This is a genomic window from Nocardiopsis moroccensis, from assembly GCF_055763695.1.
In genome coordinates, this window is record NZ_CP199747.1 from 908243 (window position 1) to 920949 (window position 12707).

The following is a 12707-nucleotide window of genomic DNA, read 5'->3' on the forward strand; positions in this document are numbered from 1 at the left end:
CCGGCCACTGATGCCCCTGGACCGATGCCTCCGGCCGCCGTCCCACCGTGCCAGGAGGCCACTCCCCGTCGTCGCCCGGCGCGGATCAGGCGTCGTCGCCGGGTTCGGGTCCGCGCAGCACGTCCACGTGGACGTGGTCCAGGTGGCGGAGGATCTCGTTGTCGGGGTCGGCCTCGTAGTGGCGCCACCCCATCGACGGGTACCGGGTGCTCCAGATCTTGTCGTCGAAGATGATCACGTCGATCTGGTAATCGGGGGCGTGCGCGATCAGCCAGTGCGCCAGCAGCCATCCCTCACGGCGGTTGTCCTCGTTGACCGGGCGGTAGAAGACGTCCAGGGCGCGGCCCTCGTAGTGCGCGGAGTCCTCACCGTGCCCGGTGTCGTAGCCGCCGGGTACGTACCCGCCGATGCTGGTGCCGGCGAAGTCGTTCTCGATACCCGCCTTGAGGGCGGTGGCGCGCGGGGTCAGGCCCGAGGGCTCCTCCTCCTCGAACTCGACCTCCTCGCCGGTGTAACGGCAGCTCATCGAGGGGCCCGCGTCCTCTTCGGGGCCCTCGACGAGGACGTCCATCACCCCGTCGGGGATGTCGTCCACGTTCGGCTGCTCGATCGGGGCGCTGTCGCCCTGGGCGATCACCGCCGCCGCGGTGCTGGCCCGTTTGGCCTGGTCGCGGTCGAGCCGCACCTGCTCGTCCCCGGTCCACACCGAGCAGTCCGGCCCCCACGGTGTGGAGATCGGGAAGACCTCCTGGTGCTGTGCCACCCAACGGGCGGTCAGCGCGCCGATCATGGCCAGGACGGCCAGGATCGCCACGGACAGGACCAGCCCGTGCCATCGTCGGTGAACCACGTCGGTGGATCTGTGTGCCATTGACTCCGCCCCTTCACGCCGGGTACGGGCGGCCGTGCCGACGTCCCGGGCGCCAATGTCTGTAGGCTCCCTCGAAGAGTGCTCCGTCTATTGGACATAACGGGCCTTCTTCTCATTCCCGACTGTGGTCGAGGTCAAGCCGATCGGGGGAGCGAGGTTGCGCGGAGGGCCCCCTCACAGGACCGACCAGAGGACGAAGAGGCCGCCCAGAATCAGGGTCAGTGCCCAGATCCGGTCCATCGTCACGCCCTTCCAGCGCAGCGCGTGCACACCGAGGAAGTCGTAGGCGACCAGCGCCACCACCCCGGCGGCCACGAGCATCGCCAGGGTGTGCACCCCGGTGGCGGCGAGCCCGAGCAGAGTGGCGTCCCACAGGCTCCACGCCCCCTGGGCCGCCTCCGCCGCGCCCGGTCCCGCAGCGGGCCCGCCCCCCGCGCCGACAGCGGTCGCCTCCGCGGCGCCGGCGCCGGCCCCCGCCCCGTGCCCCTGGTGGCCGCCGTCCACGTGCGTGTGGTTGAGCTGTCCGGCCAGGACCGGCATGAGCATCAGGCCTGCCCCGTGCGCCGAGGACATCAGGAAGGACCAGGCGGTCAGCTGCCACAGGGGCAGACGCACCCCGCGCCAGTGGAAGTGCCTGCGGGACAGCAGCATCACCAGCCCAGCCAGGACGACGGCCCCACCGCCCAGCACGGGGAAGAGGACCGAGACGGTGGCCGAACCGGTGACGGTGATCGCCACCGCGGCCACCGCGACACTGGCCGCGTGCCCCGCGGCGATCGCGGGGAGGCAGCGCAGGACCTGGGCCCGGCCGCCCTCCTGCAAACCCCTGCCGACGGCGAGCAACCACCCCATCCCGGGGTGTAGCCCGTGGAAGGCGCCCAGAGCGACGAGAGTCCAGAGCTGTGCTGCGGTCACGGCGCCAGCGTCACACGCCCCGTAGGGGGTGGCAACGTCCGGTGACGGGTTGACCGACACCGGTCACCCGGGGCCACCGGGGTTTGCCGGAGCAGCCGCGGGGCAGTGGATCCGGCCCCGGGGCGGGTACCTCAGCCCCGCCCGGGAACGGTCACGGGCACAGGGCGTCGAGGTCGCTGGCCTCGGAGCCGACCTGGCGGCCCGGGTCGGCGGGGGAGGGCTCGTCCAGACCGGTGTACTCCTGCCACTCGGTCCGCTGGTTCTCGTCCCACTCCGCCCATTCCTCCTCGGTCGGGTCCTCGGGGCGGTCTGAGGCGGCCTCGCCGCCGGAGGGGGAGGCGGAAGGGGTGTCGGAGGGGTCGTCGCCCTGTTCGGAGCCTTCCCCGATCGCCTCCCCGACCAGTTCCCGCACCTTGTCCCAGTCCGGGTTGCCGGTGAACACCTGGGGCGGGGACAGCTGGAGCGCGCTCATGCTCCCGGTTTCGGCGACCCGGTCCGCCAGGTCGATGAACGCGGGCACCTTCGACTGGGGGATGTCGGTGCTCAGCGTCCTCTTGGTGGCCCCGGCCAGCTTCCGGTAGCTGGTCAGCACGGTGGTCGGCTCCACCTGTTCCGCCACGTACTTGATCAGGCAGCCCTGGCGGCCCATCCGTCCGTAGTCGTCGGAGCCCACGCGGGAACGGCCGTACCAGAGCGCCTCGTGCCCGTCCAGACGGCGCAGACCGGGTTCCAGCACCCCGCCGTGCACCCCGTACGGGATGGGTTCCTCGATGCGCACCTGCACTCCGCCCACGGCGTCGATCAGGTCGCGGAAGCCCCTCATGTCGACCATCACGTAGTACTCCACGTCCAGGCCGACGTTGTGCCCGATCACCTTCCTCAGGGTGTCGGCGGCGGGGTCGGCGGCCTCCGGGGCGAGCGCCAGCTCCTCGGGGTCCTCGGCGACCGTCTGGTAGACGTCGTTGAGCAGCAGGTCGAAGCCGTAGGGCTCGGGATAGCGTTCGGCCAGTGCGCTGCCCTCGGGAAAGCGCACGTTCTCCAGGTTGCGCGGCAGGCCCACCAGGACCGCGTCCCCGGTCTCGGTGTCCAGACTCGCCACCATCATGGAGTCGGTACGCGTCCCGTAGCGGTTGTCCGCCGAGTCCGACCCGATCAGCAGCACGTTGACCCGGTCCGCGCCGTTCCAGGGGTCCCTGGCGTCGTGCGGGGGCAGGTCCGTGCGCTCGGGGGCGTTGAAGACCTCGCCCAGCGTGTCGTAGGCCGTGTAACCGCCGTGCAGCGCCCACGCAGCGGGGACGCCCACGGTCAGGCACAGCAGCAGGACCACGCAACCGCCGAGGAACCGCTGGCCGAACTTGGCCCCCTCGGGCCGGGTGATCGTCCAGGAGTGCACGATGACGGCCAGCCACAGCACCGTGACCACGAACACGGCGGCCATGCCGCCGAGCAGCCAGCGGTCCTGTACGGCCATACCGGCCAGGACCGTCAGGGAACCCGACTCGTGGGCGTCCAGCCGGTACAACCACAGGGCCAGGGCGGCGATACCCAACAGGTAGACACCGAGGGCCACGGCTCCGGCGACCCTGCGCCCCATGCGCAGGTGTGCCGCACCGGGGAGGGGAAGCGACGCGGCGGTCCACAGCAGCGCCCTTCCCGTGCTCAGGCGCGTGGGTGCCTCGTCCCGCCGCTCGTCCTCCGCAGCCACCAGTGATTCCTCTCAAGCCGCGGGGCGGTCACGGCCGCCCCGTCCTCTGGTCCTGTAACCCTCGCCACGATCGCTGGGTGGCGGTCACTTTCCGGTTGTACACCCCTTCTCGGTCATACGCCTGCGAGGGAGCGTCCGGTTCCAGGGGTGTCACACGAACCCGTGAGATCAGTGTGGCGCTTTGTCAGGTTTGTATGCACGGCGACCACCTCACAGGGGATGTTCTATACAAGTCTGTTATGTGGCCGGGAGGTGGCCGATGGGGCATTGGCTGAGGCTTCCGGGCCGGTCAAAGGGGTGAATCAACCGATTTCTTTGGCGATCGGTAGTGGACCGGCGCCACAACTGCGATGATCTGGCCGGAGGAGGGGGCGCCGTCCGGGGGTAAGGGCGGCGTCATGGGAACGAAAGGCAACCATCGTGCTCGATGCGGTTGACGCTGCGCTCATGCGGGCGTTGCAGGGGGACGGCAGAGCGACGTTCCAGGCCCTGGCCGACGGGGTGGGCCTGTCCCGGACTGCGGTACGCGCCAGAGTGCGCCAGCTCGTGCAGTCGGGGGCGATCAGAATCGTCGGGGTGCTGCACGCCGGCGTGGTGGGCATGGAGGTCCTCGGCCACGTGTCCTTCCGTGTCAGCGGGCCGACCGGTCCGCTGCTCGAAGCGCTGGGTGAACGCGAGGCCGTGACCTTCGCGGCGCAGTCGGCCGGGAGGTTCCCGGCCATCGCGCAGGTGCGGGTGGCCGACGACGCCGCGCTCACCAAGGAGCTGGCCGACCTGCGCTCGCTGCCCGGTGTGGACGGCGCGGAGGTCTTCCGGGCCAACGCCGTGTACAAGGACGCCCACAGCAGCGTGCGCGAACTGCGCGAGATCGAGTTGGACGCCCTGGACTGGCGCCTGGTTCGCAGGCTGCTCAAGGACGGGCGCGCCTCGTACGCCGACCTGGCCCGACAGGTGGGCCTGTCGCAGGCGGCGGCCCGGTCCCGGGTGGTGCGCCTGCTCGGTTCGGGCGTGGTCCACGTGACCGCGCTCGTGGAACCGTCGGCGGTGGGCGCCAACGAGCAGCTCGGCTTCGGCCTGCGCTGCCGGGGCGACGCCGACGCGCTGGGCACCGCCATGGCCAACATGTCCAGGATCTCGTTCCTGGCCAGCGGTTTCGGTCGGTACGACGTGATCGGAACCCTGACCGCGCCGGACCGCCACCAGCTGGTCGAGGCACTGGAGGTGATCAGGGCCACCGCGGGCGTCGGCCACGTGGAGACCTGGGACCACCTCCGGGTCCGCAAGGAGCGCCGGGGCGGGGAACGCGCCGGGAACTGGGGCTCCGGCTGATCCGGGAACGGGGGCGGGTGGCCGCCCGCCCCCGGCCTGCCCCAGGATGGGACCCATGGTGACGGATGGTCCGGCGGTGCCGGAGGGGACAGGGACACTGCGGCTGCGCGGGCGGACGTTCGCGGGCCGCTGCTACGCGGTGATGGGGGTGATCAACCGGACCCCCGACTCCTTCTACGACCGTGGGGCCACCTACGCCCTGGACGCGGCGCTGGCCTCCGCCGACCACGCCGTGGCGGCGGGCGTCGACATCATCGACGTCGGCGGGGTGAAGGCCGGGTACGGCGCACACGTGGACGAGACGGAGGAGATCCGCCGGACGGTGCCGTTCGTGCGTGAACTGCGCGACCGTCACCCCGGGGTGGTGATCTCGGTGGACACCTGGCGGGCCGGTGTGGGGCGTGCCTGCGCCGAGGCGGGGGCGGACATGATCAACGACACCTGGGCCGGGGCCGACCCGGACCTGGCCCGGGTGGCGGCCGAGTACGGGACCGGGCTGGTGTGCAGTCACAGCGGCGGGCTGGCTCCGCGCACCGACCCCCACCGGGTCCGCTACGAGGACGTGGTCGCCGACGTGGTGGCCGGTGTGTGCGCCCTGGCCGAACGCGCGGTGTCGGTGGGGGTGCGCCCCGACGGGGTGATGATCGACCCCACGCACGACTTCGGCAAGAACACCTACCACTCGCTCGAACTCACCCGCCGACTCGGGGAGTTGGCCGCCACCGGCTGGCCGGTGCTCGTGGCGGTCTCCAACAAGGACTTCGTGGGCGAGACCCTGGCGGTGGGGCTGACCGAGCGCGGTGACGGGACCCTGGCGACCCTGGCGATGTCCGCCCGGGAGGGTGCCCGAGTCTTCCGGGTGCATGACGTCGCGGCCGCCCGCGCCGCCCTGGACGCGGTCGCCGCGGTCGGCTGACCCGGCCTCCGGGCCGGCTGCCCGCGGGGCGCGGGGGCCGGCGGGGCCACCGTCGACCCCCCCCACGTCGGGTAGCTGTTCGGACACGGATGGGCCTCGCATGTAACCGCCGGTAGCATTTTTGCGTGTTTCGGGCCCGTATGCCTTGCGTCACGCTTAAGTTACCCGTGAGTATGGAGGAGGTCGGTCCGAACCGGCCGCACCGGGCGCGGGTGTAATGGAGGCTGACGTGGCGCTTGCGAAGACGTTGACGGCTGTGGGAACGGTGGCACTGGCTCGCTGCGGAGGGCGGCCCTTCGGCACGCACCTCTTCTCCGTCTGGCCGGGGGCCGCGTTCGCCGCGGCCGCCTTCCCGGTCCGCTGCGCTCCGGGGGACAACCTCGCGCTGCACGTCGCGATCGCCCAGGCGCCCCCCGGCGCCGCACTGGTGGTGGACGTCGCCGGCGAGTCCGAGTACGGCTACGTCGACGAGATCCTCGCCGTGGCCGCGCGGACCCGCGGCGTGGCCGGGATCGTCCTGGACGGCTGCGTGCGCGACATCGCCGCCATCGCCCGCTGCGAGCTCCCGGTCTTCAGTGCCGGGGTCGCGGTCCGTGAGGCCGGGCACGACGCGGGCGGCTCCGTCGGTCAGCAGATCAACATGGACGCGAGCGGCCCCGCGCCGCTGCCGGTGCGCAGGGGCGACTGGATCGTGGCCGACGACGACGGCGTGGTCTGCCTGCCGCGCGGCCAGGTCAGCACGATCATCGCCGAGACCATGAGCAGCATCACCCGGGAGCGGGAGATCATCGACGCGGTCTGCGCGGGGGAGAGCACCCTCGACCTGCTCGGACTGGACCCGTCCAGGGTGAACGGTTGGGAAGGCGCCCCCGACCACGGCCTGCGGCGCGGCCGACCGCGTTCGCTGAACGCCCGGCGCGAGGGCCGGGCGGCGGAGGGACACCCCCGTCCGCGGTTCGGGTCGTGGTCGGCCGTGGGCGACGTCTACGGCGGCGACTGACCGCAGGCACGGGCGGCCGCCCCGGGCGGCCGGCTTCTGTTCCGGGAACGCTGACGGGCCCGGGGCGCCATTTGACGCCCCGGGCCCGTATCGTCCCCGTGCCGCCTTCCTCCGTGCCTCCTCCGTGCGGCCCTGGGCCGGTTCGGGAGGCCGGGAACGCGGGGGAGCGGGCCCCGACCCGGGGCCGGGCCGCTCCCGGGGGGGCGTCAGTCCTCGGTGAGGGAGAGCAGTTCGTCGATGTAGCAGGTGGCCTCACGGGCGGCACGGCTCGCGTCCGCCTCCCGGATGGCCTCGGTCAGACCGCTGTGGTCGATTCCCTCGGTGGCCGAGGAGGGGCGGTCGGAGGCCTCGTCGCTCTGTTCGTACGCCGTGTGCGCGATGCTGGCGTAGACCACCTGGGCGATGTCGTCGTAGAGGTCCATCAGCAGGGTGTTGTGGGTGGCGTTGACCACGGACCGGTGGAACGTGAAGTCGGCCTCCACGAACGCGCCCATGTCCCTGGTTCGCCAGGCCTCCTCGCGCAGGCCCATGGCGCGGTCGATGACGGCCATGTCCTCCTCGCTGTGGCGCAGGGCGGCCAGGCGCGCGGCCTCGACCTCCAGGGCGCGGCGGACCTCCAGGTTCTCCCGCAGGCGGGAGCGTTCCAGGCGGCGGCGCAGGGCCCCGCCGAGTTCGCTGGAGGCGCGGACGAAGGTGCCGGCGCCCTGGCGGATCTCCAGCAGGCCCGCGTGGGCGAGGGCCCGGACGGCCTCGCGTACGGTGTTGCGGCCGACCTCGAGCTGGTCGGACAGTTCCGACTCGGTGGGGATGCGATCTCCCACGCCCCATTCACCCGAGTCGATCTGGGCTCTTAACTGACTGATGACCTGGTCGACGAGACCGGTCCGGCGTGTCGAGGCGAGGGGCACGCTTTTTACCTCCTAGGGGCGGGTCGCCGGATGACAGGGCCAGCGCACAGGTACGGAACGGATCGGGGCCGGAGCCGCACAGGTACGGAACGGTTAAGGCCGGAGCTTAGACCAGTTGCGCGTCGGAATAGGCCCCGAACGGCAATGCGTTATCCTCATGAAGTACATAGGGTCATCCTACGAATTTGTGAGCCACCTCCCATGAGCGCCGCCCCCACACGAAAGCAGACCGTGCAGGACCCCTCTCCGACCGGGGCCGACCCGGCCCCGGGGCTCCCGCGCGGGGCGCTTTTGCTGATCGGCGTGGCCATCGCCCTGGCCGCGCTCAACCTGCGCACCGCCATCACCAGTGTGGGCCCCGTCCTCGACGAGGTCACGCAGGGCCTGGGGATGAGCGCGGTGGGCGCCGGGACGCTCACGACCCTGCCCGTACTGTGCTTCGCGCTCTTCGGCGGACTCACCCCGATGCTCGCCCGCCGGCTCGGCTCGCACCACCTGCTCGTCTACGCGCTGGTCGCCGTCACCCTCGGGCTGACCACCCGGGCCCTGGCACCCGAACCCTGGCTGTTCCTCACTCTGAGCGCAGTGGCACTGTCCGGTGGCGCGATCGGTAATGTCATCCTCCCGGCCCTCGTGAAGCAGCACTTCCCCCACCGGGTCGGTCTGATGACCACCGTCTACACCACCGGGCTGGCCGTGGGCACCGCCATCGCGGCCGCCGCCACGGTCCCCGTCGAACAGGCCACCGGCCAATGGCGGATCGCCCTGGGCTCCTACGCCCTCTTCGGCCTGGCCGCCGTCCTGCCGTGGCTGCTGGCACTGCGCCACGAACCCGCCCCGGGCGACGCACGCGAGGCGCTCGGCGTCCGCCAGGTGCTGAGCACCGGGCTCGGATGGCAGGGCGTCCTGTACTTCGGCACCCAGTCCTCCATCGCCTACATCATGTTCGGCTGGTACGCCCAGATGCTCCGCGACCAGGGCATGGACGCCCAGACGGCCGGAGTGATGCTGGCCTACCTCACCGCCCTGGGCATCCCCATGTCGCTGGTACTGCCCTCGCTCGTCGTCCGCGTACGCGACCAGCGGCCCTTCGTCGGCCTGTTCGTCCTCGCCTACGTCGCCGGGTTCACCGGGCTGTGGATCTCCCCGCTGTCGGGCACCTGGGTGTGGACCACCCTCATCGGCATCGGCCTGGGCAGCTTCGTCCTGGCCCTGACGATCTTCGCCGTACGCACCCGCACCGCCGAGGGCACCGCGGCCATGTCCGCGTCCAGCCAGAGCCTGGGCTATCTGCTGGGCGGAGCCGGGCCCTTCCTCTTCGGGTTCCTGCACGAGCTCACCGGCGGCTGGCACGCCCCCATGGCCATGGCCATGGGCATCGTCGCCCTCAACCTCGTCATGGGCATGCTGGTGGGCCGCCCCCGCTACCTGGAGGACGCCCTCGCCGCCAAGGCCGCGGAACGCTCTTCCTGAGGCCGGGGAGCGCGCTCAGAGCCAGTCGTGCTCGTGCGCGTAGCGGGCCGCCTCGTGGCGGGTCCGGGTCTGCGTCTTGTGCATCGCGCTGGAGAGGTAGTTGCGCACCGTGCCCTGTGCCAGGTGCAGCTGCCCGGAGATCTCCGCTGCCGAGTACCCCTCCCGGGTCCCCCGGAGCACGTCGAGCTCCCGGTCGGTGAGCGGGCAGTCGTCGATGACCGCGAGCGCGGACACGTCCGGGTCGATCCACCGCCTGCCCCCGGCCAGGGTCCGGATGACCGAGGTGATGTGCTCCGGCTCCGCCGACTTGCTGACGAAACCCTGCACCCCGAGCCTGAGCGCCCTGCGCAGCACCCCCGGGCGTGCGTGGCGGGTCAGCATCAGCACCACCTGGTCCGGCAGCTCGCGCCGGACGCGCGTGAGGGCTTCGAGTCCGTCGACCCCGGGCATCTCCAGGTCGATGACGAGCACGTCGGGCCGGTGCCGCAGGGTGGCCGCCACGGCCGACGCGCCCTCCTCCGCCTCGGCGAGCACGGTGACGTCCCCCACCAGCGGCAGTAGCGCCGCCAGCGCCGAACGCAGCAGGGCCTCGTCGTCGGCCAGGACCACGGTGGTCATCGGTCGTCCTTCCACGTCGTCATGGTGCGGTGCCCGGTGCCGGGAACTCCGCCGAGGTGAGGAACCACCCCTGGGCGCGTTCCGCGGTCAGCTCCCCGCCCTGCTCGCCCACGCGCTCCCGCAGGGCCGAGAGCCCGCGCAGCTCGGTGAGCGGTTCGCGCCCGACTCCGTCGTTGGTGACGGTGATGCCCCGCTCCGACAGGGTGACCCGCACCTGTTCGGCCTGGGCGTGCCGCAGGATGTTGGTCGTCGTCTCGCGCAGGACCTGGCCGAGCAGCTCGCCCACCCGCGGGTCGACCTCGCCCCGGCGGTCGACGGCCACCCGGATACCGGCGGCCTCGAAGAGGTTCCTGGCGTTCTCCAGCTCGGCGGACAGGTTCAGCCGCCGTTGCGCGTGGGCGAGCTCCCCGGTCCGCCCGATGGTGTCGCCGACCAGGTCGTACACCTCGGCCAGTTCCCGCTCCACCCGGCCGGGGTCGGAGCGCAGCAGCTTGCGGACCAGGGCGACCTTCAGCTTGACCACGTGCAGCGTGTGCCCCTGGATGTCGTGCAGGTCGCTCGCGAAACGCACCCGCTCACGGGCCACGGCCAGTTCTGCCGTACGCCGCCGGGCCCGTTCCAGTTCCGCCACGAGGTCCGTCACCACCCGGACCAGGGACACCAGCACGACCCCGACCACGGCCACGACGGCGGAGGCGAGGACGTGGTCCAGCAGGAGGTCGGTCAGGGACAGGCCCCGGAACAGGGCCCCGGCGGTGATCACCGCGGCACCGAAGGCGGCCATGGCCAGGGCCGCGGCGCGTCGGCGGCGGGGGAGCCGCTGCACCACCAGGGTGCCCACCACGGCGAGGCCGAAGGAGGCCGTCGAGGAGCCGGCGAACAGCACTCCCAGCAACCACACCGCGCCGGTGACCGCCAGACCCGGCAGCAGCACCCCGAGACCGGACCTGTCCGTCGACCGGTTGACGGTGAACAGGGCCGCGACCAGACCCACAGCCAGCAGCAGGGCCTGCCGCCAGTTCTCGGCCTCGGTGACCAACAGCAGCGTGCCGACGGAGGACAGCGACGCGGACACCAGACCGACGCTGAGCGCGCGCAGCTGCCCCGGCGTCGCCTCGTCCTGTTCACGCACCATGGGTGACCTTCCACCGATCGGGACCGAACCCAGTATTCACGCAGGACCGCGGCGCCACCAGTGACACCACGTCATGCCCGCGCCCCCGTGAAAGTCACGGCGCGGACCTGACATGAGGGCACTGCCGCCGGGGCACGCGGACGGCTGGAATGGGGGCATGCCAAACACACCGGTCATCGAGGTCGAACGTCTGAACGTCAGGTACGGCGACTTCCACGCCGTCAGGGACCTGTCCTTCCAGGTCCGCGAAGGAGAGCTCTACGCCCTGCTGGGCACGAACGGGGCGGGCAAGACCTCGGCCCTGGAGACCGTCGAGGGCCACCGGGTCGCCGACTCGGGCACCGTGCGGGTGTTCGGACGCAGCCCGCGCGAACGCCGCGCCGTGCGCCCCCGGACGGGCGTCATGCTGCAGGAGAGCGGGTTCTCCCCGGACCTGACCGTCCAGGAGTCGGTCCGGTTGATCGGAGCACTCACCCGGCGCACGGACGAAGTCGGGCGCGTGCTCGACCTCGTCGACCTCACCCGCAAGGCCCGGACCAGGGTGTCCCAGCTCTCCGGCGGTGAGAAGCGGCGCCTGGACTTCGCCACCGCCGTGTACGGAACACCCGAACTGGTCTTCCTGGACGAGCCCACCACCGGCCTGGACATCAACTCCCGGGACGAGTTGTGGGCCGCGGTGGACCGGATGCGCGAGGAGGGGACCACCGTCGTGCTCACCACGCACTACCTGGAGGAGGCCCAGCAACGCGCCGACCGCATCGGACTGATGCACCGCGGCAGCCTCCACAGGGAGGGGACCGTCGCCGAACTCACACGGACCCTGCCGGCCGTGATCCGCTTCTCCCTGCCACGCACCGCTCCGGAACTGCCGCTGCAGGTCGTGCGCGAGGGCGACGGGTCATTTCTCGTCGAGACGCTCGGCCTGCAGAAGGACCTGCACACCCTGCTCGACTGGGCGCAGGACAACGCGGTGGAGCTGCGCGGGCTCGAAGCCGGACCGACCCGGCTGGACGACGTCTTCCGCGCCCTCGACACCGCTGATGCCTGAGCCCGCACCTCCAGTGAGCCCGTACCTGCAGAGAAGGATTCCCGCCATGCTCCCGATCGCTCAGAGCGAGCTGATCCAGATCTTCCGGAACCGCCTGGTCCTGGTCACCATGCTCGTCCTGCCCGCGGCGTTCAGCGCCTTCTACATCTACCTGTACGACCTCGTTCCGGCACTGGACCTCGGGGCGACCGCCGCGATCCTCGTCTTCCTCGTGGTGGCCCTGGGGCTCTACAGCACCACGGTGACCACGCTCGCCTCCCGCCGGCAGAACCTCTTCCTCAAACGGCTGCGCTCCACCGCGGTGGGCGACGGCGAGATCCTCTCCGGGCTGCTGCTTCCGGTCACCGCCATCACGCTGGTCCAGACGGCCGTGGTCCTGGGTGCGCTGACCGTGTTCGCCGAAGCTCCGGCCCACCCGTTCCTGCTGGCCGCGGCCGTGCTCTCGGTGGTGGCCATGATGGTCGGCCTGGGGCTGGCCACGGCCGGGGTGACCAACTCGCCCGACCACGCCCAGGTGACCACGCTGCCCGTGCTGGTGGGCACCCTCGCCGTCTCGGGCTGGGTGGGGTTCACCGGGACCGGGGAACTCACCCTGCTCAAGCGGCTGCTGCCCGGCGGCTCGGCCAGCGAGCTGGTCGTCAACGCCTGGAACGGCGGTGCTGCGGTCGCCGACTCGCTATGGCTCCTGGTGCCCACACTGGCCTGGGTCGTCGTGTCCCTCGTGCTGGCCGCCCGGTTCTTCCGGTGGGAACCACGTACCTGACCGCCCGCCCGCTCCCGCCCACGGGT

Annotated in this window: 12 protein-coding genes; 6 read left to right on the top strand and 6 right to left on the bottom strand. The window is 71.7% G+C overall.

Going from position 1 to position 12707, the window contains the following annotated elements; translation table 11 throughout:
* Positions 1 to 85: 85 nt before the first annotated feature.
* From ACUKCB_RS03775 to ACUKCB_RS03785, 3 genes are all read right to left on the bottom strand, one after another.
* Positions 86 to 871: a VldE C-terminal domain-containing protein gene (locus tag ACUKCB_RS03775; protein ID WP_473039053.1), complete on the bottom strand. Its 786-nt coding sequence runs from the start codon at positions 869 to 871 to the stop codon at positions 86 to 88.
* Between the two features lie 174 nt (positions 872 to 1045).
* Entirely contained in the window at positions 1046 to 1786 is a 741-nt protein-coding gene (locus ACUKCB_RS03780; protein WP_473039054.1) for a cell wall anchor protein, read from the bottom strand.
* A 151-nt stretch (positions 1787 to 1937) separates the two neighbouring features.
* On the bottom strand, positions 1938 to 3491 hold the full coding sequence (locus ACUKCB_RS03785; protein WP_473039055.1) for an LCP family protein: 1554 nt from the start codon (positions 3489 to 3491) through the stop codon (positions 1938 to 1940).
* A 420-nt stretch (positions 3492 to 3911) separates the two neighbouring features.
* Here ACUKCB_RS03785 and ACUKCB_RS03790 point away from each other — a divergent pair, with 420 nt between their 5' ends.
* The 3 genes from ACUKCB_RS03790 to ACUKCB_RS03800 all read left to right on the top strand — a co-directional run bounded on the left by ACUKCB_RS03790 (position 3912) and on the right by ACUKCB_RS03800 (position 6736).
* The gene (locus tag ACUKCB_RS03790; RefSeq protein WP_473039056.1) at positions 3912 to 4820 is read left to right on the top strand and encodes an Lrp/AsnC family transcriptional regulator; all 909 of its coding nucleotides are present in this window, start codon (positions 3912 to 3914) and stop codon (positions 4818 to 4820) included.
* A 55-nt stretch (positions 4821 to 4875) separates the two neighbouring features.
* Positions 4876 to 5736 (top strand): dihydropteroate synthase, encoded by an 861-nt coding sequence (gene folP / locus ACUKCB_RS03795; protein WP_473039058.1) that lies wholly within the window; start codon positions 4876 to 4878, stop codon positions 5734 to 5736.
* 256 nt (positions 5737 to 5992) lie between these two features.
* Positions 5993 to 6736 (top strand): RraA family protein, encoded by a 744-nt coding sequence (locus ACUKCB_RS03800; RefSeq protein WP_473040914.1) that lies wholly within the window; start codon positions 5993 to 5995, stop codon positions 6734 to 6736.
* 206 nt (positions 6737 to 6942) lie between these two features.
* On the opposite strand, the gene ACUKCB_RS03805 is transcribed toward ACUKCB_RS03800, so the two are convergent.
* The gene (locus ACUKCB_RS03805; RefSeq protein WP_191271955.1) at positions 6943 to 7644 is read right to left on the bottom strand and encodes a FadR/GntR family transcriptional regulator; all 702 of its coding nucleotides are present in this window, start codon (positions 7642 to 7644) and stop codon (positions 6943 to 6945) included.
* Between the two features lie 201 nt (positions 7645 to 7845).
* Between ACUKCB_RS03805 and ACUKCB_RS03810 the strand changes: the two genes are divergently transcribed.
* The gene (locus ACUKCB_RS03810; RefSeq protein ID WP_473039060.1) at positions 7846 to 9117 is read left to right on the top strand and encodes a CynX/NimT family MFS transporter; all 1272 of its coding nucleotides are present in this window, start codon (positions 7846 to 7848) and stop codon (positions 9115 to 9117) included.
* Between the two features lie 15 nt (positions 9118 to 9132).
* Here the strand turns inward: ACUKCB_RS03810 and ACUKCB_RS03815 are convergent, their stop codons facing one another.
* Together ACUKCB_RS03815 and ACUKCB_RS03820 are read right to left on the bottom strand one after the other, a co-directional pair.
* Positions 9133 to 9735, bottom strand: a complete 603-nt coding sequence (locus ACUKCB_RS03815) for a response regulator (RefSeq protein WP_473039061.1) — start codon at positions 9733 to 9735, stop codon at positions 9133 to 9135.
* 19 nt (positions 9736 to 9754) lie between these two features.
* A complete protein-coding gene (locus tag ACUKCB_RS03820) occupies positions 9755 to 10870 on the bottom strand; it encodes a sensor histidine kinase (RefSeq protein WP_473039062.1) in 1116 nt (371 codons plus the stop codon).
* A 157-nt stretch (positions 10871 to 11027) separates the two neighbouring features.
* On the opposite strand from ACUKCB_RS03820, the gene ACUKCB_RS03825 reads away from it, so the two are divergent.
* On the top strand, positions 11028 to 11918 hold the full coding sequence (locus tag ACUKCB_RS03825; protein ID WP_473039063.1) for an ABC transporter ATP-binding protein: 891 nt from the start codon (positions 11028 to 11030) through the stop codon (positions 11916 to 11918).
* A 46-nt stretch (positions 11919 to 11964) separates the two neighbouring features.
* Positions 11965 to 12681, top strand: a complete 717-nt coding sequence (locus ACUKCB_RS03830; protein ID WP_473039064.1) for an ABC transporter permease — start codon at positions 11965 to 11967, stop codon at positions 12679 to 12681.
* Positions 12682 to 12707: the final 26 nt, after the last annotated feature.

What these genes read in the sequence shown, in the direction of transcription:
- ACUKCB_RS03775 (WP_473039053.1), bottom strand. Translation starts at nt 871, where the DNA reads ATGGCACACAGATCCACCGACGTGGTTCACCGACGATGGCACGGGCTG.
- folP (WP_473039058.1), top strand. Translation starts at nt 4,876, where the DNA reads ATGGTGACGGATGGTCCGGCGGTGCCGGAGGGGACAGGGACACTGCGG.
- ACUKCB_RS03810 (WP_473039060.1), top strand. Translation starts at nt 7,846, where the DNA reads ATGAGCGCCGCCCCCACACGAAAGCAGACCGTGCAGGACCCCTCTCCG.
- ACUKCB_RS03815 (WP_473039061.1), bottom strand. Translation starts at nt 9,735, where the DNA reads ATGACCACCGTGGTCCTGGCCGACGACGAGGCCCTGCTGCGTTCGGCG.
- ACUKCB_RS03820 (WP_473039062.1), bottom strand. Translation starts at nt 10,870, where the DNA reads ATGGTGCGTGAACAGGACGAGGCGACGCCGGGGCAGCTGCGCGCGCTC.
- ACUKCB_RS03825 (WP_473039063.1), top strand. Translation starts at nt 11,028, where the DNA reads ATGCCAAACACACCGGTCATCGAGGTCGAACGTCTGAACGTCAGGTAC.
- ACUKCB_RS03830 (WP_473039064.1), top strand. Translation starts at nt 11,965, where the DNA reads ATGCTCCCGATCGCTCAGAGCGAGCTGATCCAGATCTTCCGGAACCGC.